This window comes from Paracoccus sp. KR1-242 (assembly GCF_049446195.1).
Taxonomy (GTDB): Bacteria; Pseudomonadota; Alphaproteobacteria; order Rhodobacterales; family Rhodobacteraceae; genus Paracoccus; species Paracoccus broussonetiae.
Genome location: NZ_JBMSED010000003.1, coordinates 62087 through 85741 on the forward strand (window position 1 = coordinate 62087; position 23655 = coordinate 85741).

22 protein-coding genes are annotated in these 23655 nt (G+C 64.8%); 4 read left to right on the top strand and 18 right to left on the bottom strand.

All coding sequences use genetic code 11. The annotated features are described in order from the left end of the window. Positions 1 to 3: 3 nt before the first annotated feature. Positions 4 to 723 carry a FadR/GntR family transcriptional regulator gene (locus tag ACO2Q4_RS05805; RefSeq protein WP_423317971.1) on the bottom strand — a complete coding sequence of 240 codons (720 nt, stop codon included), beginning with the start codon at positions 721 to 723 and terminating at the stop codon, positions 4 to 6. Positions 724 to 907: 184 nt separating this feature from the next. On the opposite strand from ACO2Q4_RS05805, the gene ACO2Q4_RS05810 reads away from it, so the two are divergent. Continuing rightward, positions 908 to 1564 carry a response regulator transcription factor gene (locus ACO2Q4_RS05810; protein ID WP_423317973.1) on the top strand — a complete coding sequence of 219 codons (657 nt, stop codon included), beginning with the start codon at positions 908 to 910 and terminating at the stop codon, positions 1562 to 1564. Positions 1565 to 1712: 148 nt separating this feature from the next. Then, positions 1713 to 2975, top strand: a complete 1263-nt coding sequence (locus ACO2Q4_RS05815; RefSeq protein WP_423317974.1) for a histidine kinase dimerization/phospho-acceptor domain-containing protein — start codon at positions 1713 to 1715, stop codon at positions 2973 to 2975. Positions 2976 to 2978: 3 nt separating this feature from the next. Here the strand turns inward: ACO2Q4_RS05815 and ACO2Q4_RS05820 are convergent, their stop codons facing one another. Both ACO2Q4_RS05820 and ACO2Q4_RS05825 read right to left on the bottom strand, forming a co-directional pair. Continuing rightward, the gene (locus ACO2Q4_RS05820) at positions 2979 to 3620 is read right to left on the bottom strand and encodes a methyltransferase family protein (RefSeq protein WP_311758061.1); all 642 of its coding nucleotides are present in this window, start codon (positions 3618 to 3620) and stop codon (positions 2979 to 2981) included. Positions 3621 to 3738: 118 nt separating this feature from the next. Further along, entirely contained in the window at positions 3739 to 6018 is a 2280-nt protein-coding gene (locus ACO2Q4_RS05825; protein ID WP_423317977.1) for a heavy metal translocating P-type ATPase, read from the bottom strand. A gap of 91 nt (positions 6019 to 6109) precedes the next feature. Between ACO2Q4_RS05825 and ACO2Q4_RS05830 the strand changes: the two genes are divergently transcribed. Next, complete coding sequence (locus tag ACO2Q4_RS05830; RefSeq protein WP_423317979.1) at positions 6110 to 6544, top strand: MerR family transcriptional regulator; 435 nt, start codon at positions 6110 to 6112, stop codon at positions 6542 to 6544. On the opposite strand, the gene ACO2Q4_RS05835 is transcribed toward ACO2Q4_RS05830, so the two are convergent. The 12 genes from ACO2Q4_RS05835 to ACO2Q4_RS05890 all read right to left on the bottom strand — a co-directional run bounded on the left by ACO2Q4_RS05835 (position 6541) and on the right by ACO2Q4_RS05890 (position 18848). Further along, positions 6541 to 8142 (bottom strand): ABC transporter permease, encoded by a 1602-nt coding sequence (locus tag ACO2Q4_RS05835; protein ID WP_423317981.1) that lies wholly within the window; start codon positions 8140 to 8142, stop codon positions 6541 to 6543. The genes ACO2Q4_RS05830 and ACO2Q4_RS05835 overlap by 4 nt on opposite strands. A 112-nt stretch (positions 8143 to 8254) precedes the next feature. After that, the gene (locus ACO2Q4_RS05840) at positions 8255 to 9280 is read right to left on the bottom strand and encodes a Fe(3+) ABC transporter substrate-binding protein (RefSeq protein WP_311758065.1); all 1026 of its coding nucleotides are present in this window, start codon (positions 9278 to 9280) and stop codon (positions 8255 to 8257) included. Positions 9281 to 9399: 119 nt separating this feature from the next. Further along, a complete protein-coding gene (locus ACO2Q4_RS05845; protein WP_423317983.1) occupies positions 9400 to 10458 on the bottom strand; it encodes an ABC transporter ATP-binding protein in 1059 nt (352 codons plus the stop codon). Between the two features lie 167 nt (positions 10459 to 10625). Continuing rightward, positions 10626 to 10970: a RidA family protein gene (locus tag ACO2Q4_RS05850; RefSeq protein WP_423317985.1), complete on the bottom strand. Its 345-nt coding sequence runs from the start codon at positions 10968 to 10970 to the stop codon at positions 10626 to 10628. A 19-nt stretch (positions 10971 to 10989) separates the two neighbouring features. Then, positions 10990 to 12105: an NAD(P)/FAD-dependent oxidoreductase gene (locus tag ACO2Q4_RS05855; RefSeq protein ID WP_423317987.1), complete on the bottom strand. Its 1116-nt coding sequence runs from the start codon at positions 12103 to 12105 to the stop codon at positions 10990 to 10992. Further along, positions 12102 to 13511 carry an NAD(P)/FAD-dependent oxidoreductase gene (locus ACO2Q4_RS05860; protein WP_423317989.1) on the bottom strand — a complete coding sequence of 470 codons (1410 nt, stop codon included), beginning with the start codon at positions 13509 to 13511 and terminating at the stop codon, positions 12102 to 12104. The genes ACO2Q4_RS05855 and ACO2Q4_RS05860 overlap by 4 nt, the downstream gene beginning before the upstream one ends. Continuing rightward, positions 13508 to 13804 (bottom strand): (2Fe-2S)-binding protein, encoded by a 297-nt coding sequence (locus ACO2Q4_RS05865; RefSeq protein ID WP_423317991.1) that lies wholly within the window; start codon positions 13802 to 13804, stop codon positions 13508 to 13510. Before ACO2Q4_RS05865 ends, ACO2Q4_RS05860 begins: the two co-directional genes overlap by 4 nt. 23 nt (positions 13805 to 13827) lie before the next feature. Then, on the bottom strand, positions 13828 to 14952 hold the full coding sequence (locus tag ACO2Q4_RS05870) for an NAD(P)/FAD-dependent oxidoreductase (protein WP_423317993.1): 1125 nt from the start codon (positions 14950 to 14952) through the stop codon (positions 13828 to 13830). Between the two features lie 10 nt (positions 14953 to 14962). Then, the gene (locus ACO2Q4_RS05875) at positions 14963 to 15769 is read right to left on the bottom strand and encodes an ABC transporter permease (protein WP_423317995.1); all 807 of its coding nucleotides are present in this window, start codon (positions 15767 to 15769) and stop codon (positions 14963 to 14965) included. Next, on the bottom strand, positions 15766 to 16629 hold the full coding sequence (locus tag ACO2Q4_RS05880; protein ID WP_311758073.1) for an ABC transporter permease: 864 nt from the start codon (positions 16627 to 16629) through the stop codon (positions 15766 to 15768). Before ACO2Q4_RS05880 ends, ACO2Q4_RS05875 begins: the two co-directional genes overlap by 4 nt. Then, a complete protein-coding gene (locus ACO2Q4_RS05885) occupies positions 16629 to 17657 on the bottom strand; it encodes an ABC transporter ATP-binding protein (protein WP_423317998.1) in 1029 nt (342 codons plus the stop codon). The genes ACO2Q4_RS05880 and ACO2Q4_RS05885 overlap by 1 nt, the downstream gene beginning before the upstream one ends. Before the next feature lie 156 nt (positions 17658 to 17813). Then, on the bottom strand, positions 17814 to 18848 hold the full coding sequence (locus ACO2Q4_RS05890) for an ABC transporter substrate-binding protein (protein WP_395135341.1): 1035 nt from the start codon (positions 18846 to 18848) through the stop codon (positions 17814 to 17816). 136 nt (positions 18849 to 18984) lie between these two features. Here ACO2Q4_RS05890 and ACO2Q4_RS05895 point away from each other — a divergent pair, with 136 nt between their 5' ends. After that, positions 18985 to 19920: a LysR substrate-binding domain-containing protein gene (locus ACO2Q4_RS05895; protein WP_311758076.1), complete on the top strand. Its 936-nt coding sequence runs from the start codon at positions 18985 to 18987 to the stop codon at positions 19918 to 19920. A gap of 24 nt (positions 19921 to 19944) precedes the next feature. Here the strand turns inward: ACO2Q4_RS05895 and ACO2Q4_RS05900 are convergent, their stop codons facing one another. The 3 genes from ACO2Q4_RS05900 to ACO2Q4_RS05910 are packed head-to-tail and all read right to left on the bottom strand — an operon-like array spanning position 19945 to position 23323. Then, on the bottom strand, positions 19945 to 21168 hold the full coding sequence (locus ACO2Q4_RS05900) for a glycosyltransferase (RefSeq protein WP_423318001.1): 1224 nt from the start codon (positions 21166 to 21168) through the stop codon (positions 19945 to 19947). Next, on the bottom strand, positions 21165 to 22217 hold the full coding sequence (locus ACO2Q4_RS05905) for a glycosyltransferase 61 family protein (RefSeq protein ID WP_423318003.1): 1053 nt from the start codon (positions 22215 to 22217) through the stop codon (positions 21165 to 21167). The genes ACO2Q4_RS05900 and ACO2Q4_RS05905 overlap by 4 nt, the downstream gene beginning before the upstream one ends. Then, the gene (locus ACO2Q4_RS05910) at positions 22211 to 23323 is read right to left on the bottom strand and encodes a DegT/DnrJ/EryC1/StrS family aminotransferase (protein ID WP_311758079.1); all 1113 of its coding nucleotides are present in this window, start codon (positions 23321 to 23323) and stop codon (positions 22211 to 22213) included. Before ACO2Q4_RS05910 ends, ACO2Q4_RS05905 begins: the two co-directional genes overlap by 7 nt. Between the last annotated feature and the right edge of the window lie 332 nt (positions 23324 to 23655).

Sequence of the window (23655 nt, forward strand, 5' to 3'; positions counted from 1 at the left end):
CCTTCATGCAATTCCGGCGGCGAGAAGCGCCTTTGCGCTTTCGTCGAAATGACGGGTCATCAGCGCGGCGGCGGTCTGCGGATCGCCCGCGGCAATCGCCTCGGCCAGCGCGACATGGATGCTATTCATCGCCTGCCTGTCCGCATCCGAGGCGCGGCTGCGCCAGCCGATGGGCCAGGTCTGGCGCGAAACGCCCTGAAAGGCCCCGACGATGATCGCGAAGATCGGGTTGCGGGATGCGCGGGCGATTTCAAGGTGAAAGGCCAGGTCGCATTCCATCACCTTGTCGGCGTCACCAAAATTCTCCTGCATCGCGCGCGCATGGCCCAGGATGACCGCAGCCTCGGCATCCGTCCGGCGCAGCGCGGCCAATGTCGCCGTTCGCGTCTCGATGGTCCGGCGCACGTCATAGACCTGGTTGATGCTGATCTGGGCGGTGTGGACGCCGTGGTCGATCATCAGGGACATTGCCCCGTCATCCAGCTGCGCCACCGTTGCGCGCTTGCCGGCACTAAGGTCGATCAGCCTCATCGCCGCCAGCGACCGGAACGCCTCGCGCACCACGGTGCGCGAGACGCTCAACTCTCGCGACATGGTCGCCTCGCTGGGGAGGCGGTCGCCGGGGGCGAGTTCGTTCGCGCGAATGTGGCGGGTGATCGCGCCGATGGCGGCGCTGACCAGATCCCCCGTTTCGGCGCTTTCCTGCACTGCTGCCTCGATCATTTCCGCCTCACGGATACCACAAACCTGTATGACTAGTTTGATATGTTCGTTCGATACTTTATGCAAAAGCTGGCTGTCAAGAGTGCTGCACAACGCGTGACGGTGGGTTGAATGGCTTCCTTCACGCTGGCGCGGCCAGCGGGCAAAGGGCATGATCCGCGTGGCGGCATTTAAGGTGGGCATCTTGCGGGTCTTGCTGATCGAGGACGACGAGGATCTGGGCGCGGCGGTCAAGGACCGCATTGGCGCCGACGGCCATGTCTCGGACTGGATGACCACGCTTGAGGATGCTGGCGACTGCGTGCGGACCGTCGATTACGACCTCGTGCTGCTGGACATGATGTTGCCCGACGGGAATGGCATCGACTTCCTGCAGCAACTGCGGCGAAGCGGGGCGACCGTCCCGGTCATCATCCTGACAGCAATGGACCGGATTTCCGAACGGATCGCGGGGCTGAATGCCGGGGCCGACGACTATCTGGTCAAGCCCTTCGACCTTGCCGAACTTTCGGCCCGCATCCGCGCGGTCGGACGGCGCTACACCGGAAACCCGAACCCGATGCTGAAGCTGGGCGAACATCAGATCGACCTGGCGCAGCGCCAGGTGATCGGCCCCGACGGGGCCTTGACCCTCAGCGCCCGCGAATGGGTCGTGCTGGAGACGCTGCTGTCGGGTGCAGGCAGGCTGATCTCGCGCGCGATGATCGAGGACCGCCTGTATTCCTTTGAGGAAGGGGCCGAAAGCAACACGGTCGAGGTCTATATCAGCCGCTTGCGCCGCAAACTTGGTCACGAATGCATCCAGACCCAGCGCGGGCTGGGCTATCGCGTGGTCGTCTAGCCCGCCGGGTTCAGTTTCGCTTCAGCCTGGTGTTGTTCCGGTTGCCCCGTCGGGATCGTTGACCCGGCCGGTGCCGCATGGCTGATTGCCGGGGGAAACGGCGGCCACGCGGCGACACGCGCGCGGCAACAAAAAGGGGAAAACGCCCATGCGACGCTCAAGCCTGCTTCGCGACCTCGTCAATGGTTTCGGTGCCGGGATCGTGCTCATCTGGTGCGTGGCGCTGCTGGTCGGCTGGATGGTCCTGCGCGAAGAGTTGGACGAAATCTATGACGCGATGTTGGCGCGGGTCGCGGACCATGTGCTTGCCCTGTCGGGCCGGGCCGAGAACGGCGCGCGCAGTGCGGATTTGTTGATCCAGTTCACCGCCCCCGACGGCACGATCGAGATGAGCCCCGAAGGCGCGGATCGCGCCGCCTTCTCGCTGGCCTTGGCCGAAGGGTATACCGAAGTCGGCGACATGCGCGTCCTGACCCTTAAGAATTCCGATGGCAGCGTCCTGCGGGTCGCCGATCCGCTGAAGGAACGGCGCGAGGCGGCGCGGGAAACGCTTGTCGGGATGCTGCTCCCCTCGATCATTCTGCTGCCGCTGGCATTTTTGGCGACGCGGATCTTCATCCGCCGCAGGCTGGCACCGGTGCGTGCGCTGTCCGCCGAGGTCGAGGGGCGCAGTGCCTCGGACCTGCGGCCCCTGACGGTGCAGGACATCCCCGATGAGCTTGAGCCGGTCCTGATCGCGGTGAACCGGCTGATGACACGCCTGTCCGAGGCGCTGGAGGCCGAGCGCAGCTTCTCGTCGAACGCCGCGCATGAATTGCGCACCCCGATCGCGGCTGCCTATGCCCAGACCCAGCTTCTGATTGACGAGGCCGAGAACCCCGCCATGCGCGCGCGAAGCGAGGCGATCGCAAGATCGATGCAGCGACTTTCCCGCCTGGCGGCGAAGCTTCTGGAGCTTGCGCGGGCCGAAGTCGTGCGGGACGAACAAGAGGAACTTTCCGATCTTGCCCCGGTCCTGCGCCTTGTCGCGCAGGATAGCGGATCGGGCCATATCTATCGCATCCCCAACCGGCCGGTTCTGGTCCGCATGGACGTGGACGTCTTTGCGCCGCTGGCGCGCAACCTGATCGAAAACGCGGAACTGCACGGTCAGACGCCCATCGCCGTCCGGCTGACAGACGATCTGTTCGAAGTCACCAACCGGGGTCGGGTGGTGCCGCCCGACAGGCTTGCCCGTCTGACCCGGCGGTTCGAACGCGCGGGCAGCCGCGAGGTCGGATCGGGACTGGGCCTTGCCATCGTCGACACGCTGGCCAAGAACGCCGGCGCGCGGCTGGAACTGCTGTCACCCGAACCGGGCCGCGAGGATGGTTTCGTCGCCCGCGTCCACTTTCCCCTGCGCGAGGCCTGACCCCTAGAACAGCGGGATCGCGGGGTGGAACGCGGCCATCTGCAGGCCGCGCAGCACCTGCCCCACAGGGATCAATGCCAAAAAGACCAGCGCATCGGCCGCGTTCCGAGCCAGCGTGCCGCTGTCGAAGCTGATTTCGGCAGGCGTCCGGAACAGGTGAAATGCGGGGAACATGCGCGGCACCTGGCGGGCATAGGCGTCATACTGCCCGCCGAACCGATGGCGCAGGAAATGTTCCTCGCGCGCGGCGGTCATCGACAGGATGATCCAGGTCAGCCCGCCCAATGCCAGCGCCATGACCATGCTGCCAAGCACCAGTCCGAAGCCGGTCGCCCCGATGGTAGAGAACAGATAAAGCGGATGGCGGCACATCGAATAAGGACCATCGCGCATCACGGCGGCGTTCTTGCGACCTCCGATATAAAGGATCGACCAGAAGCGCCCCAGGACCGCGGCAAAGACCAGAAGCACCCCGCATGTCTCAAGGATCGCCGCGACCGGGGTCGCGTGCCAGGCCGACCGCGTCAGGATCAGCAGAGGCAGCAGGGGAATGAAACACAGCCGCAGCGCAGTGATGCGGATCTTCTGGTCGAAGGGCTTGACGGACGCGACCCCGGCGGGGTGCAGGACGGGTTCGGGGATCATGGGTATGGCCTGTGCAATTTTGGGCCATCAACACCGCGAACCTGAAACGAGCCTGAACGCCTTGCTTTGTTGCCAAGGGGTCCGACGTGGCGCTGCGGGGGCCCTGCCCCCGCCCCTGTCAGTCCGCTTTCGCGGGATCGTAGCCGAGCAGCCGAAGCGCGTTCAGTGTCACCAGCACGGTGGCGCCGGTATCCGCCATGATCGCGATCCAGAGGCCGGTGATGCCAAGGATCGATGTCACAAGGAACACCGCCTTCAACCCCAAGGCCAAGGCGACGTTCTGGCGGATATTGCCCATCGTCCTGCGCGACAGCCGGATCAGCGCGGGCACATCCGTCACCCGGTCTCGCAGGATCGCGGCATCCGCGGTCTCCAGCGCGACATCGGTGCCCGAACCCATCGCGACCCCGATCCCCGCCTGCTTCAGCGCGGGCGCATCGTTGATCCCGTCGCCGATCATCATGACGCTGCCTTGACCGCCCATGTCGCGAATTGCGGTCAGCTTGTCCTCGGGCATCATCTCGGCGCGGAACTCCAGCCCCAGATGGCCCGAGATGGCGGCGGCGGTCCGGGGATTGTCGCCCGTCAGCATGGTCGCACCGACATCCAGCGCCTTCAGCTGGCGCATCGCCTCGGCCGCGTCGGCACGTGGCTCGTCGCGCATGGCGACCAGGCCAAGGGGGCGGCGATCGCGGAAGACCGCGACCACGGTCTTGCCCTGGGCCTCGAGCTCTGCCGCATGGTGGGTGCCCTCAGCCTCGATCCCGGCGCTGTCGGCGGCATGGCGGGGCGACGAGACCCAGGCGGGCGCGCCATCGACCATCGCCTCGACCCCCTTGCCGACGATTGCCCGGCCGCCCTGTGACGCGGGGATAGTCACGCCTGCCTCGGCCGCGCGGCGCAGGATTGCCTGGGCCAGCGGGTGGCTGGAGCCGGCCTCGACGGCGGCGGCGGTTGACAGCAGCTCGGCCTCGTCAATGCCGGGCGCGGGGACCAGATCGGTCACCACCGGCTTGCCGACGGTCAGGGTGCCGGTCTTGTCAAACGCGACGCGCGTGACCTTGGCGGCGGCTTCGATCACTGCGCCACCCTTCAGCAGCAGGCCCCGCCTGGCCCCCGAGGAAAGCGCCGACGCGATCGAGGCCGGGACCGAGATCACCAGCGCGCAGGGGCAGCCGATCAGCAGCAGGGCCAGCCCGCGATAGATCCAGGTGTCCCAATCCGCCCCGAAGGCCAGCGGCGGCACCAGCACGACCAGCGCGGCGATCCCCACGACCACCGGCATGTACCAGCGGCTGAAGCGGTCGATGAAACGCTCGGTCGGCGCGCGGGCTTCCTCGGCCTCTTCGACGAGGCGCACGATGCGGGCAATGGTGTTGTCCGAGGCCTCCTTGCTGACGCGGATTCGCAGCGCGGCTTCGGCATTGATGGAACCGGCGAAGACCGGCTCGCCCGGTCCCTTGGTTCGCGGGACGCTTTCGCCGGTGACCGGGCTTTCGTCGATACCGCTGGAGCCTTCGACGATCTCGCCATCCGCCGGGATACGCTCGCCGGGGCGGACCAGCACGGTCTGGCCGATCTGCAGGCTTTCGGCGGCCACCTCGCGCAGTTGCCCGCCCGTCTCGACCATCGCGGTTTTCGGCACCAGCTGGGCCAGCGCGCGGATTCCGTTGCGTGCCTTGTTCGCGGCGACGCCTTCCAGAACCTCGCCCACGGCGAAAAGGAAGACAACCAGCGCGGCCTCTTCGGCGGCGCCGATGAACAGCGCGCCAACGGCCGCGATGGTCATCAGGCTTTCGATGGTGAAGGGCTGGCCCATCCTCGCCGCCTGGAAGGCGCGCTTCGCAACCGGTGCCAGGCCGATCAGGCAGGCGATCACGAAGGCCCAGGCACCGATCCGGGCCGTGGTCGCGATTTCGAATGCCCAAGCCAGCACCAGCAGTGCGCCGGTCAGAAGGACCAGGCGGCCCTTGCCGGTCCGGTACCAGGGCTTACCCCGATCCAACGGGTCATCATGCATGTGCCCGTGCCCCGCCCCGGCCGACGGATGGTCATGGTCATGGTCATGTGCGACCGTCGCGGTGTCGGCCGTACCCATTGTGCGGCCCGCGCAGCAGACCTCTTCCGGCAGGGGTTTCGGAATGACGAAGGCACGCTTTCTGGGTGCCTCCTGCCCTTTGGGCGCAATGCCATAGCCCAGCTTGCGGACGGCCGCCTCGATCGCGTCGGTCTGGGTCGTGCCGGGGGCAAGGTTCAGGGTCAGTCGCTCGGACATCAGGGCGACCTTGACCTCGCTGACGCCGGGCATCCGTTCGACCGCGCGGACGACCTTGCTGGAGCAAGCCGCGCAATCCATGCCGGTGACGGTCCATTCCCGCCTTTCGCCAACCTGAGCCATTGCCATCTCCTTCGCCCGTGATTCGGGGCACTTGTTCTCGATTGGAAGACAACTTAATTGCTCTAGCAACTAGAGGTTCAAGGGGGTTTTGATGCTTTCCATCGGAAATCTGAGCAAGGCCACCGGGGTCAAGGTTCCGACGATCCGTTATTACGAACAGATCGACCTGCTGCCCGAGGCTGCGCGCAGCGCCGGCAACCAGCGCCTTTACGGCCCGAAGACCCTTGAGCGGCTGGCCTTCATCCGCCATGCCCGCGACCTTGGCTTTCCGCTGGAGGAGATCCGGGAATTGCTGAGCCTGTCCGACGATCCCAACCAGCCCTGCCAGGCCGTGGACCAGATCGCGGTGCGCCAACTGGCAGCGGTGAATGCCAGGATCGAGCGGCTGGCCGCGCTGCGGACCGAATTGGAGCGGATGCTGCATCAATGCCGCTGCGGAACCGTCGCGGATTGCCGCGTGATCGAGGTGCTGGGCAACCACGAACTTTGCGGTCACGACCACGGCACGGCCGCCGACCAGCTTTAGGGCTTGCGCCCCACGCGGGCCAGCAGCACCACCGGCAGGATCCCGACCGCGACGATGGCCAAAGCGGCCAGCGCGGCTTCCTCATAGGTGCCGCGCGCGGCTTCGCCGTAAAGATGGGTGGCCAGCGTCTCGAAATTCAGCGGGCGCAGAAGCAGGGTCGCCGACAGCTCCTTCATGCAATCGACAAAGACCAGCAGTCCCGCTGCCGCGATGGCGGCTTTGGAGAGCGGAAGGTGGACATGCCACAGCGTCCCCGTCACCCCCTGTCCCAGAGTCCGGGCGGCCTGGTCAAAACTGCGGGGGATGCGCGCCAGTCCAGCCTCGATCGAGCCGACCGAGATGGCCAGGAAGCGCGCAAGATAGGCATAGCCCAAAGCAACCCCGGACCCCATCAGCAAAAGCCCCGTCGACAGGCCAAACCATTCCTGCGCAGTGCGGTCGATCAGCCGGTCCAGGCTGGCGGTCGCGATCAGCACCCCCAGCGCCAGAACGGTCCCCGGCATGGCATAGCCCAGGGTCGAGACGCGCTGCGCGGCCAGCATTGCGCGCTGCGGAAAGGCCCGTGCGCCATAGGCCAGGACCAGTCCGCACAGCAGGACCGCGACCGTCGCCGCCGCCGAGATGACAAAGGAATTCCGCGCCTCGATCAGCAGGCGGTCGGACAGACCGGCGAACTGGAACCGCTTCCAGGCTTCGACCGCCAGAAAGGTTGCGGGCACGATGAAGCCGAACAGCACGGGCAGGAAGCCCAGCCCAAATGCCGCCAGCGCCGCCCCGCCCCGCAAGGGCGCGGGTGCGAATGTGCGGGCACGCTGTGCACTGATGCTGTATCGCTGGTGCCGGCGCGCCCACCGCTCCAGCGAGACCAGCGCCACGACCAGCACGATCATCGCCAGCGCGATCTGCGCTGCTCCCGGCAGGTCCGAACGCGTGACCCAGGTCGTGTAGACCGAGATCGTCAGCGACCGGACGCCCAGGAATTCCGAAGCACCGATATCGTTCAGCGTCTCCATCAGCGCCAGGCTGATCCCGACCGCGATCGCGGGCCGGGCCAGCGGCACGGCGACGCGCCAGAAGATGTGGCGGCGGCTGGTGCCCAGCGTCCGCGCAACCTCAACCAGGTTGGCGGCCTGGGTCATGAACATCGCGCGCGTCGGCAGATAGACGTAGGGGTAAAGCACAAGGCTGAGCAGGACGATCGCCCCCGGCATCGAGCGGATGTCCGGCAGTCGAAACTGGCGTGGGCTGTCATATCCCAGCACCGTGCGGATCGCGGATTGCACCGGACCCAGCGGGTGCAGAAGGTCGAGATAGGCATAGGCGACGATATAGGTCGGCACGGCAAGCGGCAGCAGCAGCGCCCATTCCAGCACCCGCCGCCCGCGGAAATCATAGGCCGTTACCAGCCACGCCATTGAGGTTCCGATCCCCGCGACCAGCACGCCGACGCCGGTCATCAGGATCGCGGTCTGGCCCAATGCATGGGGCAGCACATTCCGGCCCAGATGCGACCACAGACCGTCCGAACCCTGCACCGCCTGCCAGAACAGCGCCGCGATGGGTGCGATCACCAGCGCAGCGATCACCAGACCGGCCAAAACCCACCCCCCCGCACGAAGGCGAAGGGGGCGGGTTTTACCCATGGGTCTTGTCGTCGCATCGGTCATGGGATGGCGACGGCGGCGCGAGTCACGCCGCCGTCCCTGTGGTTCAGTTGTCGAAGCCCACCTTGTCGACCAGCTCGCTGGCTTCCTTGCGGTTCTTCACGATCTCGGTCAACGGGGTCGGATCGACCTTCAGCTCGCCGAACGAGGCGACGATGGGGTCAAGCGCGGCACCAGCCTTGACGGGGTATTCGTAATTCGCCTCGCCATAGATCTTCTGCGCCTCGTCCGAGACAAGGAACTCCAGCAGCTTGACCGCCTGCTCCTTGTTCGGAGCGTGCTTGGCAACGGCGGCGCCGCTGATGTTCACATGCGTTCCACCATCCTTGAAGGTCGGCAGCACCACCTTGATGCCGTCGCCCCAGGCGCGCTGTTCGTCCCCGCCCTTGCCCGAGCGCATCAGGCCGACGTAATACGAGTTCGCGACCGCGATATCGCAAATGCCGCCCAGGATATCCTTGGCGCCGTCGCGGTCCCCGCCCCCGGCCTGACGCGCCAGATTGGCCTTCAGCCCGGTCAGCCAGGTTTCGGTCTCCGCCGCGCCGTGATGGCCAAGGAAAGCCGAGATGAGGCCGGTATTATAGGGATGCTGCCCCGAACGGATGCAGATCTTGCCCTTCCATTTCGGATCGGCCAGATCCTCATAGGTGATCGCGTCCAGATCCAGATCCTTGGCGGCATAGACGACACGGGCGCGCATCGACAGGGCGAACCATTGGTTCCCCGGATCGCGCAGGTTTTCGGGGACAGCCGCGGTCAGAACCTCGGAATCGACCGGCTGGGTCAGGCCCTTGTCCACCAGATCGGCAAGATTGCCGGCATCGACCGCCATCAGCAGGTCCGCGGGCGAGCTTGCCCCCTCGGATGCCACGCGCTCGGCCAGGCCATCCTTCAGGAACACGGTATTGACCTTGATCCCGGTCGACTCGGTAAAGGCCTGCAGCAACGGATCGACAAGACCCGGTTCGCGCGAGGTGTAAAGGTTCAGCTCATCCGCGGCGACGCTGCCTGCGCCGGCAAGGACGACCGCACTGGCCAAAAACATGTGGGAAAGGGGTCGTTCGATCTTCATTAAGCGGCCTCCAAGCTTTACCGATGACACTAGTCCACCGGTTATTAGCCGAGGTTACGATCGTAGTTTAGTACTTTTATCAAGTTTGGGCGATTTGCGCCAAAATGCCACAGTGTGTGTCAGCCTGTCTGGGCAAACAGATGCACCTGTGCGCCGTTCAGGCGCAGACTGACCCTTTCGCCCACGGCCGACGGGATGCGGACATGGCTGTGCATCCGCAGGGTTTCGCCCAGGGGATGCACCATGATCTCGATCTGCTCGCTGTCGCCCATGAAGGTCTTGGACATCACGCGGGCCGAAATGCCGTCGCCGTCCGGTCCCAGCGACAGGGCCTGCGGCCGGATGCAGGCCAGCGCAAGCGTCCCGTCCGGCAGGTCCAGCGCCCCCGGAAACCTGCCGATCGGGGTTTCAAGATGGCCGCTGTTCCAGATTCCCGTCACGCGATTGCATGGCCCCATGAATTCGGCGGCATAGGGAGAGTTCGGGCGATCATAGATTTCGAAGGGCGAGCCCAGCTGCTCGATCCGGCCGGCGCGCATCAGGACGATGAAATCCCCGACCGCAAGCGCCTCTTGCGGATCATGGGTGACAATGATTGCCGTGGCGCCGATCTTTCGCAACGTCTCGACCGTTTCACGCCGCACCCGTTCGCGCAGACCCTGATCGAGGTTCGAGAAAGGCTCGTCCATCAGAAGCACGTCGGGCTTGGGCGCCAGCGCACGGGCCAGGGCGACGCGCTGCTGCTCTCCCCCCGAAAGCGAATGGGGAAATCGCGCTGTCAGGTGCCCGATCCCGATGCGCTCCACCACCTCGCTGACCCGGCTTGCGCGCTGGGATTTCGGCAGGTCGCGCAGGCCGAAGGCCAGATTGTCGGCCACACTCAGATGCGGGAACAGCGCATAATCCTGAAACATGAAGCCGATCTTGCGGCTTTCCGGCTCGACAAAGCGCCCCGGACCCGCAACTTCGTGCACGCCTTGCAGGATACGGCCGTCATCGGGCCGATCGACACCCGCGATCAGGCGCAACAGGGTCGATTTCCCGCAACCCGATTCCCCCAGAAGGCAGGTGATCCGGCCCTGCGCCACCGACAGCGAGATCTCCGACAGGACCGTGCGCGCGCCAAAACGGCGCGTCAGGCGTTCCAGTTCAAGCGCGGCTGGCAAGGGGGCGGTCATGGAGGCATTTCCGATCGCGTTACATGGATATCCTGACTTGCCCGTCCGGGCGCGCCAGTCAATGCCCCCATCGCGCGGGAACGCGCCCTCGGCCACGGATCAGCACCCCGAAAACGAAAAGGGCCGCAGATCCTGCGGCCCCTCCCCGACGTCGATGGCAGCCAGCCTCAGGCCAGCGCGGTCAGCACGACTTCGATCATCGCGCCCGCGCCCAAGTCGCTGACGCCGACCGTCGCGCGCGACGGCAGGTTGTCACCAAAGATCTCGGTCCAGACGGCGTCCATTTCTTTCTTGTGGCTCAGGTCGGTGACGAAGATCGTCGCCGACACCGCCTTCGTGATGTCCGAGCCGACTTCTTCCAGATAGCCCGCGATCTTGATCAGGATCGAGCGGGTCTGTTCGCCCATGCCAAGGCTCGTATCGTCCGCGACGGTGCCGCCGACATAGACAAAGCCGTTGGCCACGACGGCACGGTGCATGATCGGGGTGCGGATGTTGCGGGAAATCGTCATTTGATCCTCGTCTCTCTCTTCAGGTTTGGGGATGAAAGCGGGCCATGGACAGGCCCGAAATGTCGGTCGGCGTGCGACCATCGGCGATCAGCTCGGCCATGACTGCGCCTGCGCCCGGTCCCAGCTGGAAACCGTGAAGCGAGAAGCCGAACTGATAGAAAAGTCCCTTGTGCCGCGTCGAGGGGCCTAGGACGGGCAGGTCATCGACCATCTTGCCCTCGATCCCGGCCCATGCGCGGACAATGGTGGCCTCGCGCATGACCTCGAACAGATCAAAGACGGTGCGCGCACTTTCATGCAGCTTGCGCCAATCCAGGATGGTGCGGTTGCTTGCCAGATCGGCACTGCCCAGATGGCCGCCGCCGATCAGGACGGTGCCGTTCGGAAATTGCTTGAAGGACAGCTTGCGGCTGCGCAGGATCACCACGGGGTCGATGAAATGTGGCACGCGCGAGGTGATCATCAGCATCGGCGCGACCGCCTGCATCCTGACCGGTTCGCCCATCTGGGCAGCAAATTCACCGCCCCAGGCGCCCGCCGCGATGACAAGGACCGGCGCCTCGAAACTGTCTCCGGCAATGTCCACGCGCCAAAGCCCTCCCTCGCGGCGGACATTCTGTGCGCGCGCGCCCTCGATCACCTGCGCCCCCAGTTGTTCGGCGCGGCGGCGGAATGCGGTCGTGGTGCGGGCGGGTTGGGCCGCACCGTCCCGGCGCGAGATGACGCCGCCGGTGCAGGTTTCGGCCACGGCGGGCAGCAGGTCGCGCACCTCTTGGACCGGGATCAGTTCCTCGTGGGTAAAGCCATGGTGGTTCAGGGTGGCGACGCGCTCCTCGCACATCCGAAGATCCTCGGCCGTCTCTGCGACGAGAATCTGGCCATGGCTGTCAAAGGCGCAATCGTCGTGCAGAAGCTCGTCGATCCCTTCCCAGATTCCCATCGAGCGGATCGACAGGGGAATCTCGGCCAGATCGCGCATCAGCTGCCTTACGCCCCCGGCATTCACCCCCGAGGCATGGCGACCGGCATAGTCCTTTTCGATCAGGACTGGCCTCAGCCCCCTGAGGCAAAGGTGAAGCGCGGTCGAGCAGCCGTGGATGCCGCCGCCGATGATGATCGCGTCGCGTCGCGTCACTCGCGCACCACGGCCTTGATCGCATCGGCATCAGGGGGAAGATCGGCCAATTCGTTCAGCGAGACCGGCTTCACCGGTGCCCGCAACCGGTAGTAACCGATCTCTGCCGGGGTGGTACCCCGCGCCTTGGCCATCAGTTCGGTCATGGTCAGCCCGCACAGCCGCCCCTGACAGGGCCCCATGCCCGTGCGCAGATAGGCCTTGGCCTGGTTCGGGCCGGTCGCTCCGGTCTCGACCGCCTTCAACACGTCGCTGGCGCGGATCTCTTCGCAGCGGCAAACGATGGTGTCGCCCTGCGGGATGCGGAACTGTGACGCGGGTTTATACAGCAGATCAAGGAACTCACGCCCCTTCTCGGCCCGGCCCAAGGCGCTGCGGGCGCTGGCTTCGCCCCCCGCCGGGACATTGCGGCCAAGCGCCTTCAGTGCGGCAAGCGCCGCGATCCGACCGCGTTCCAGTGCCGCCAGCGCGCCACCGATCCCCGCGCCATCGCCCGCGACGTAAATCCCCTCGACGCTGGACTGACCATTGCCATCCAGCACGGGCGTCCAGCACAGCTGCACCTCGTTCCACTCGTGCCTGACCCCGGCGGCCATCGCCAGGTTCACGTTCGGAACGACACCGTGATGCAGCAGTAGAAGATCGGCAGGCAGGGTTTCGGTCTTGCCGCCCGCGCTGTAGCGGACCGAGGCAAGCTGGCCGTCGCCAAGGGCCTCGATCATCTCGACATTCTTGACGATGCGGGTCTGGCGCCGAACCTCGCGCATCATCTTCAGCCCCTTCACCAGATAGGGCGAGGTCAGGAACGGCAGGGCGCGCGGCAGGGCGGTGCCAAGATTGCCGCGCGGCGTCGTGTCAAGGATGCGGTCGATCTTGCCGCCTAGGCGCAGGATCTGAGCCGACAGCAGCCAAAGCAGCGGCCCCTGTCCTGCGATGACCAGCCGACCATCGGGAACAAGACCCGCATTCTTGATCAGCGTCTGCGCCGCCCCGGCGGTCATCACGCCGGGAAGCGTCCAGCCGGGAATCGGAAAGGGCCGCTCCTGCGCGCCGGTGGCGACGATCACGCGTCCGGCGCGGACAAAGGACGAGCCACCCCCGATCGAGATTGCGATCTCAAGCGAGGGGTCCAGCGACCAGACAGTCGCGCCATGGATGATCTCGGCCCCGCTTTTGCGCAGGGCCTCGACCTCGGAGCGGCCCGCCCAATAATCTTCGCCCAGGATCGAGGGCTGCTTGACCGGCGTGCTGGTGATCGCGCGCCAGACCTGTCCGCCGGGACCGGCATTCTCGTCCAGAAGCAGGGTGCGCGCGCCATTGCCCGCGGCGGTAGTGGCGGCAGCGATCCCGGCAGGACCGGCCCCGATCACCACGACGTCATAAGTTTCGTGCATCGGGCGGCTCATTTGCCCAGCTCCCTTTTGCCTTTCTGGATTTCGACCTGCATGCCCGGCGCGACCGGGATCAGGCAGCCCTGCCGGTTCCCGACCCCGTCGATGGTCACGAGACACTCGAAGCAGACGCCCATCATGCAATAGGGCAGCCGCGGCGCGCCGCTGACTGCCGTGGCCCGGCGCACATCCAGCCCCGAAGCCAGAAGCGCCGCAGCTACGGTATCGCCTTCGCGCGCCGTGAAGCTTTGCCCCCCAATGAAAATCTGGACCGGGGCCCGGTCATCCTGAATCGCGGATCTGTACATGGCTTTTCCTGCGGATCTGTCGGTCAAAGCGTGGCGGGGGCGTCGTCGAAGCGGCGCGCCGAAAAGGGCGCGACCCGGCCGGGATCAAGCGCGCCGTCACGGATCATCGCGGCAATCTGGAATGCATGCTGCGAAGCAAGCGTCACGCCCGAATGGCAGCATGTCACGAACGCGCCCGGACAGCTTAGCGACTGGTCATAGACGGGATAGCCGTCGCGCGTCATGACGCGGATGCCCGACCAGCTGCGCACCACGTTCAGTCGACCCAGCCGAGGCAGGGTGCGGCGCGCACGATCCGCGATCACTGCGCTGACCGGCAGGCGTGCGACGCGGTCATCAAGGAAGTCCTCCTTGCTGTCGCCCATCATCACGGTGCCTTCGTCGGTCTGGCGGATGGTGCCAAAGGGATAGTGCAGGAAGGGCTCGGTCCGCTCGCTGACAAGGATCTGGCCGCGCGTCGGGGCCATCGGCGCGAAAAGCCCGACCTGAGGGGCAAGCCGCTGATTGCCATTTCCGGCCGCGAGAACCACCTTGCCGGCGGTGACGGGACCGGTGGCAGTCGTCAGGCTGAACTCTCCACCGCGGTAATCAACACGCTCGACCGTGGCGCCCGGCCGATAATCCACGCCGAACAACCGCATCCCCTCGTGCAAAGCACGATAGGCGCGCAGCGAGTTCACATGCCCGTCCGCGGGGTTATAGCTGGCACCGCTGACCTCGGGACCGATCTCGGGGACCAGCCGCGCCAGTTCCTCGCGGCTGACCATTTCCATGCGATAGCCGTCGGGCACACCCTGCGCCATCATCCGCCGGCAAATATCGCTGCGCACACCCAGCTCGCGTTCGCCAAGGGCAATCAGGAAGCCGCCCGGACGCTGATAGCAGACATCATGGCCGGTCTGGTCCTTCAGCTCTTGCGCAAGCTGCGGCCACAGGTGCGAGGCGCCAAAGCTCCACCCCGCATACGCGGGCATGCCCAGACCCTTGCCCTGCACCCAGACCAGCGCGAAGTTCGCGCGCGAGGCGCGTATCGTGATGTCGCCTTCGTCCAGCACGCAGACCTTCTGGCCAAGGCGTCCCAGCCCCCAGGCGATGGCAGCCCCCAAAAGGCCGCCGCCGACGACGGCGACGTCGTAATCGGTTCGCATCGGTAATTCCCTAACGGTTCTTGTCGCTATGGCCGGAAAGAATGGCTTCCAGCCCGTAAATTCGGTCGAGCAGGATCAGCACGGCCATGGTCAAGGCGATCACCACCGCGGAAACGGATGTGACCAGCGGATCGATATTGTCCTGGACATACAGGAACATGCGAACCGGCAGCGTCTCGGTCCCCGGCGCTGCCAGGAAGACCGTCATCGTCACCTCGTCGAAGGACTGGATGAAGGACAGCGCCCATCCGCTGATGACGCCGGGAAGGATCAGGGGCAGGGTCACGCGGCGGAACATGGTCCAGGTGCTGGCCCCCATCGACAGTGCCGCCATCTCAAGCGACCGATCCATCCCGGTTGTCGCCGCCAGCGTCAGGCGCAGGGCAAAGGGGAAGACGACGGCGACATGCGATATGACCAGCACCGTCATCGTGCCCTGCAACCCGCCGATCGAGAAGAAGCGCAGGAATGCGATCCCCAAAACCACATGCGGGATCATCAGCGGCGACATGAACAGCGCCGACAACGCGCCGCGACCGGGAAACTTGTAGCGCGCAATCGCCAGCGCAGCCGGAACCGCAATCGCCACCGCGATGGTCGAGGACAGCGTCCCCAGCTTCAGGCTGGTCAGGAAGGCCCGCGTGAATTCCGGGTAATTGGCGATCTCGCGGAACCAGCGCAGCGAGAAGCCGTTCGTCGGCAGCGACAGAAAGCCCTCGGGCGTAAAGGCGACCAGGCACACGACCACGATGGGCGCGATCATGAAGATCACGAACAGCGTGTGAAAGATCAGGGCGATGGGTCCGTTCCGGCTCATTTGAAGACCTCGGAATAGCGGCGCTCGACAAGGGTATTGCAGCCGACGATGATCAGCACGATGCCAATCAGCAGCAGGACGGCAACGGTCGCGCCCAAGGGCCAGTCGAGCGTGTTCAGGAATTCGTCATAGGCCAGCGTCGACGCCACCTTCAGCCGGCGCCCCCCGATGATGGCAGGCGTCGCAAAGGCCGAGGCGCAGAGCGCGAAGACGATGATCGACCCGGACAGGATCCCCGGCATGATCTGGGGAATGATGACCCGGCGAATTACCGTGGCCTGCCCGGCCCCCAGCGAAAGCGCAGCGTTCTCGATCTGCGGATCAAGGCGCTGAAGCGCCGTCCAGACCGAAAGCACCATGAAGGGCATCATGACATGGGCCAGCGCGATGACCACGCCGGTTTCGGTGAACATGAAAGGCAGGGGCGCGTCGATCAGGCCGATCTTCATCAACGCCTGGTTGGCGACTCCGTTCGCGCCGCCGAACAGCAGCGCCCAGCCCAGCGTCCGCGCCACCACCGACATGAGCAGAGGCCCAAGAATGATCAGCAGGAAGAACCCCTTCCAGCGTCGGTCCATGCGGTTCAGGATATAGGCCTCGGGCGCGCCGACCACTGCGGCAAGAAGCGTGGCCAGAAGCGAGATCCGCAGCGTGCGCAGGAACATCTCGCCGAAATAGGGGTCGCTCAGGACCTCTCGCCAATTCTCCAGCGTCAGGGTCTCGACGATGCCGGTATATTGGCCCCAGCTGTAAAGCGACAGCAGGACCGTCATCGCCAGCGGAATGATGACCACCGCGACGAAAAGCAATGTCGCGGGCGCCAGCAGCGCCAGGGCCTTGCCCCACGGTGTCTTCTGCATCACCGGTCCCCTGCCCGCAGCACCGCATCGGAGCCGTGCCAGTTCAGGAAGACCTTCTGTCCCTCGCCAACCGGCGGGGCACCATCATTCTGGCGGATGACCATCGCCGGACCGGCCTCGGTGTCGCACTGGTAAAGCCATGCATTGCCCTGAAAGACGCGGTTGCGGATCTCGGCGGCAAGGCCCTGTTCGGCGAAGAAGATCTTTTCCGGACGCAGCGACAGGGTGACGGCGCCCGGCGACAATCCCTCCGGCGCGGACAGGACGACGCCGCCGCAACGGATCGCGCCGGACTCGTTTAGCGCTGCGAAATCGTTGGTCTTGCCCAGGAAGCCCGCAACAAAGCGGCTGGCCGGGTTCTCATAGGTTTCGAAGGGCGTACCGATCTGCTCGATCCGGCCCCTGCTCATCACCACGATGCGGTCCGACAGGGCCAGCGCCTCTTGCTGGTCGTGGGTGACAAGGATGGTGGTGGTGCCGATGGTGCGCTGAAGGCGGCGCAGTTCGATCTGCATGTCCTCGCGCATCTTCGCGTCCAGGTTCGACAGCGGCTCGTCCAGCAGCAGGACTTCGGGTTTGAAGACCAGCGCCCGGGCCAGCGCCACGCGCTGTTGCTGGCCCCCGGACATGCGGCGCGGATAGCGGTCTTCGTAACCGGCAAGGCCCACCATTTGCATCGCCTCGCTGACGCGACCGGCGCGCTCTGCCCTGGCGATACCGCGCATTTCAAGGCCGAAGGCCACGTTCTCGGCCGCAGTCATGTGCGGAAACAGTGCATAGCTTTGGAACACGATGCCCAGCCCACGCTTGGCCGGCTTCACCTGCGCCAGATCGCGACCATTCAGCCGGATGGTTCCGCCGCTTGGTTCAAGAAAACCCGCGATCATCTGCAGCGTCGTGGTCTTGCCGCATCCCGACGGCCCCAGCAACGAGATGAACTCGCCCTTCTCGACCGAAAGCGAGAAATCCTCGACCGCGATCTGTTCGCCAAAGCGCTTGTTCACGCCCGAGAGTTCAAGGAACCCCATGGAAATATCCTCCTGTCTGCTGTCTGGCCCACATCGCGACAGGCCTTTCCGATGGCAGACGCCATAATTGAAAGGCGGAAAGGGCGTCACGACCGGCTGGCACAGAGCAGAGGCCCCGCCCGTCGACGGACTGGGCCTTCTTCCTGCCTTGTTGTCTCAGCGTTCGACTTCGCGGTTCCAGCGCTTGGTCCAGTTTTCGCGCTCGGCGTTGATGACGTTCCAATCCGCGTTGTAAAGCTGGTCCACCGTGTCGCCGCTGGGGATGAACTCGCGCGCCGCTTCGGGAACCTCGACGTTCTTGTTGACCGGGCCATAGCCGTATTCGCTGACCATCAGGTCCTGAACGTGCGGGGTCAGCATTTCCTTGACCAATTCATTGGCAAGGGGCGAGGCATCGGGCTTTTCGACCGCGCAGGCGACCGCAAGCAGAGTGACCGCCTTTTCCTTGGGATAGACGAAGGCCACCGGGAACCCTGTCTTGGCAAAGGAATGGACGCGGCCCGTTCCCCAGACTCCGATCACCGCCTGTTCGGACTGGAACAGTTCGGTCATCTTGCCGGGCGACGGCTCATAGGCCAGGACGTTGTCATTGACCTTGTCGATAAAGAAATCGAAGCCGGGGTCGATCTTCTCTTCTCCGCCGCCATTCATCTTCGCGGCCATGATCAGCGCATGCAGGCCATAGGTGTTGTTGATCGGCGGAATGACCACCTTGCCCTTGTATTTCGGATCGGCCAGGTCCGCCCACGAGGTCGGCGCCGGCCAGCCCTGCTTGTCGAAATAATCCTTGTTGTACATCAGACCCGTACCGACGACGCCGACCGCGACGGCCTTGTCCTCGGGGAAGCGGGCGATGTCGTAAAGCTGATCGACTGGCAGGTCGGTAAGGGGCTTGCAGACGCCCAGCTGGATTGCCTGATACATCGGGCCGTCATCCAGCAGGATGACATCGAAGGGCGGCGCCGATTTCTGCGCCTGGATCTTGGCCAGCGTGTCGGTCGAGTTCCCGGCGACATATTCGACCTTGACGTCATGGGCCTTTTCAAAGGCCGGGATGACCTGTTCGCGCATGGTCTTTTCGAACGATCCGCCATAGCCGCCGATATAAAGCGTCTTTGACTCGGCTTGGGCCACAGCGGTCAGCGTCAGCATGAAAGCGCTGCCAAGCAGCAAGGTTCGGGCAATCTTCATTCGTCTGGTCCGGTCTGTTGTGCCAATTATTTCCAACGCGTGGAATTCCGTCATATCTCGGCAATTGACAACACATTCGTCAAATGAATAATTATTCATACATCATACGCATATGTTATGATCATCCGGGACAGAAATGCGCATCAACCATCGCCAGATCGAGGCATTCCGGTCCGTCATCCTTGCCGGAAGCGTGACCAGCGCATCGCGGTTGATGGGGGTCAGCCAACCCGCCGTCAGCCGGCTGATCCACGATCTGCAGGGCAATATCGGCATGACCCTGTTCGAAAAGCGCGGCTCGGGGCTGGAGCCCACCGCCGCTGCCATCGCCTTTTATACCGAAGTCGAGCGCTCTTTCGTCGGACTGGACCGGATCAAGCAGTCGGCGCAGAAGATCCGCGACAGCCGCTCGGGCAGTCTGCGGATTGCGGCGCTTCCGGCATTGATCAACGGGTACCTGCCCCGTTTCGCGGGCGATTATCTGGCGACGCGGCCGCATCTTTACCTGTCGCTGATGGGCGTCATCTCGCCCATGGTCGTCGACATGGTGCTGAACAACCAATGCGACCTGGGCTTTACCGAAAGTCCGATGTCATCGGCGGGACTGACCAGCATCCGCCTGCCCCCCGTACCCCGCGTGGTGGTGGTTCCCAGTGGCCATCGACTGGCGGCGCAGGACAGCATCCGCATCCGCGACCTTGACGGAGAGGATTTCATCAGCCTGTCCGGTTCGGCCACGGGGCGCGCGGCCATCGATCTTTCGCTGGACGTCCATCAGGTCAAGGTCAATATCCGCGCCGATACACCTCTGTCCGAAATCGCTTGCGGTTTCGTCTCGTCAGGGCTGGGCGTGGCGATCTGCGATCCCTTCACCGCCGCGGCCTTTGCCCATCGCGGGATCGAGGCCCGGCCCCTGACGCCGCGGCTGGATTTCGTCTTTGACGCGATCTTTCCGCCAAGCCGGGCGCCCCTGCCCGTTGCCTTGGACTTTGTCCAAAGCCTGAGCGAGCGGATCAGGCAGGAATATCCCGATGCCGGGCCGACCGACGGGGCACAAGCCGGCACGACCTGAGCCGACGTGCCGCGGCCCGACAGATCAAGCGTGCAGCGACTTCAGCATCGCGGGCAAGCGGCTGCAGCGGATGAAGTGTGAAGTGCGCGCCGCAAAGGTCACTTCGAAGACGTGCTTCTGCGCGAATTCTCGCGCCCTTCGTGCGGCCGTGGCGATCTGCTCTCGATCCTGGTGCAGGCCCGCGATGGTTTTCGCAAGCGCCGGGGCGTCGAACATCGGAACCTGCCAGCCAGAGCCTGACGCCTCGACAATGCCGCGAAACGCGTCATTGCCATAGCCCGCAATGGGAACGCCGCAGGACATGACCTCGGGATAGGTGCTCGAGGGATCGCCCTGCGTGTGGCAGCAGACGAAGATGTCGGGCTCTTCGCGCAGATAGGGAACCCAGCCGGTCTGGAAATCCAGAACACCCCGCAGGGTCATGGAATCCTGCAATTCCTCAGCCGCGATGCGACGCTGCAATTCGTCCTGAAGCGGACCGGAGCCGTAGATGTCGAAGATGAACGGAACACCCATGCGCTTCAGTTCGGCACCGATGCGGGGCAGTTCCAACACACCCTTCATCGACACCATCCGCCCGCCGAAAACCAACCGCAGCGGATCGCCACGCCGCAGCCGCGCGACCTTGTCCGACAGCGCCTGTTCCGAGATAACCTCGGCCGCACGGACGCGGTTGTCGAAGAACAGCAGCGTATCTTCGCAAAGGCCGCGATAATTCTCGAGCGTGGGGGTGCCGCTGCATTGCAGCCCGGCCGCCCGGCCCAGCATCTTGCGGCGGATGTTCTCGGTCCGCCACAGCCACAGCTTTCGACGCATCCGTCGCAGGGGGGCGACCTGTTCGGCGGCAAGGATCTGCCGTTCGGTCCGGGGTGAATATTCGGTGACGAAGACCACGGGCACGCCGATGCGCGTGCAGACATCCAGCATCGGCCCTTCGGTGCGGGCCAGGAAGGGGATGACCACCGCCGCATCGGACAGGCGCCGCGCCAGCGCCTCGCCATCTTCGGGGCGCAGTTCAAGCGGTGTCTCGCCCTCGCCCGGCATGTATTCGACATGGTCCATGTCGGTCGTCGCATGATCGTCCAGCCGGACCAGGCTGGTGACGGGACCGGGCCAGTGGCGGGCATATTCCGCCGCCCCCTCCATGTATTTGCGGGTCAGGATCAACCCGCCATTCGGCCCCCGCTGCGCCCGAAGCGAGGGCAGCAGGATCAGTTCGGTCGGACCTTCCGGGATGTCTCCCCTCATGTCAGGCGCTCCAGCATCTGGCGAATTTCATTCGGGTCAGCGGTAAACCCGCCCTCGGCGGGGCTGCCCACGACAAAGGCGAACCGCATCCCCAGACAGTCCGTCACTTCCTTGTAGGGCATGGCGAAGCGGTCGGGAGGCTGGATCACCAGAAGCGCCCCGTCGGCCGCGAGTGTATATATCGCATGTCCCAGGTGACTGCCTTCCACCGCGACAACGACCGGCGCATCCAGCGCGCGCCGCGCGATGCTTGCCGCATCCATCTGCTCGGGGTCGATGATGTCGAACCCCAGCGCGGCCAGTGTTTCGGCAATATCCTCTTCGTTGACGAGCCGCCGCGGAGAGCCATGCGCCGAGCCGCGCCGCAGGAAGATGCCCGGCGCAGCCGCCCCGCCCCCTGCCGCAACGCGCAGCCTGGCGCGCAATTCGTCATATCGCGCCCGCTTGAAGCTGTTTTGCGAAAAGTCCCGATACATCACCAGCCGCCCGATCCGGGCATGGCGTGGCTTTGGGGGTGTGGGCAGGTTCAGCAGTGCGCGGTATCCCGCCTCGTGCAGATAGGGCTTGGTTGGCGCCCCGACGCGATGGACCCCCTGTTCGGGGATCAGTTCCAGCGCAAGGCTGTCCTGCATGAAGTTTCCGAAGAAATCCGCACCGGTCCAGGTCGAGACAAGATGCGCCTCGGGGATCAGGACACTGGTGGGCAGGTCCGGGTCCAGCATCCGGGCAGGGCCGATGCCGATCCGCTCCTTGGCCTGGCCGCGATACAGGTAGGCTCCGGCCAGTGTCACTTGCGGGATGACGAGCGCTTCGGTCGCGGCATGGCGCAGCGGTGTCCCCTCGATCAAGCCGCGCTCGGTATCCCAATCCCGCCAGGGCGACAGGGACGACACCTTGTCCAACGCACCCGCGGGATAAATGGCGGGTGGGCGTTCGACATCCTCGATCGGGCACAGCTCCCTGCGCTCGATCGCCTGGCTGGCCAGATCGCCGGGACCCCGCCGCAGCAGCCGGGACAGGTTGCGCGAGATCAGCGCGCTGTTCAGCATGGCCGGCTGATGATGTCGATGATGCGGTCCTGATCAGCCGCCGGCAGATCAGGGTAAAGCGGCAGGCACAGGATTTCCTCGGCCGCGGGCCGGGCAAAGGCAAGCCCCTCGGGCCGGGCCGAAGGCAGGTCGCGATAAGCCGGCAGGTCCGAGATCAGCGGATAGAAATACCGACGCGCGTGAATCCCGTGTTCGCGCAACTTGTTGTAAAGCCCGTCGCGGGACAGCTGGTAATCTTGCCCCACCCGGATCGGGAAGGCATAGGAATTGTGCCCCGGCTGCCCCGGCGGGCACAGGCAATGAATGCCCGGAATCTGCGCCAGCGCCTGCCAATAGCGGTTCGCGATGTCATCACGCGCTGCGATGATCTCGTTCATGCGGGGCAGCAGGGCCAGCCCGACGGCGGCGTGAAGCTCGCTCATCTTGGTGTTCAGGCCGACATCGGTGATCGTCACCTCATCAACGATGCCGTAATTGGCAAGCCGGTCCAGCGCCTGCTTGGTTTCAAGATCGGGCGCGACGATCGCACCACCTTCGAAGCAGTTGAAGACCTTGGTCGCGTGAAAGCTGATCACCGAAAGGTCGCCCTGCGCCACCACCGGTTGTCCGCCCTTGCGCACCCCGAAGGCATGGGCCGCGTCATAGATCAGCCGAAGCCCGTGCCTGCGTGCGACATCGGCCAACCCCTCGGTATCGCAGGGAACGCCATAGCAATGCACCGCCATGATCGCCTGGGTCTGCGGCGTGATCGCCGCCTCGACCGCGGCAGGGTCAAGGTTCAGCGTATGGGGATCGATGTCCGCGAAAACCGGCTTCGCCCCGGCCCAGCGGATCGCGTGGCAGGTGGCCACGAACGAAAAGGGCGAGGTGATGACCTCGCCGGTGATTCCATACAATCGCAAGGCAAGGACCAGCCCCAGCGAAGCGTTGCAGACCACCGTCAGGTGTTCGACACCCAGATAGCTTGCAAGATTTGCTTCAAATTGCTGCAGCAGCGGGCCGCTGTTCGTCAGGATCCGGCTGCCCCAGATCCTTTCGAGAAAAGGTAAGATTTCGGAGAGCGATGGAAGAACGGGGCGCGTAACATAAATGGGTGAATTGGTCACTTGAGTGGCCTCGCAAAAGCAGACCGGATACTGATCACGCGCACAGTTTAGCCGCGAACCGCCCTTCGTCACCTGTTTTTTTTCAGCGACATGCGAAGAATTCGAAGGGAAGGCGGGTTTTCCCGCAGTCCCATGAGCTTGGGCGAGAAATTGGGAAGCGCCTCAACCCCAGACTGTGAAAGTTTGGAAAGGATTTTCTGCGGTCCAACCGATTCCAGATACCGCCGGGGCAGCGCTGCCGCGCGAATCCTGATTCTCGCGTGGCGCATGAATTCGTGCCGCACCGCCGCAAATCTGTTGCTTTGACGTTACCTCAACCTTATGCAGCGGGA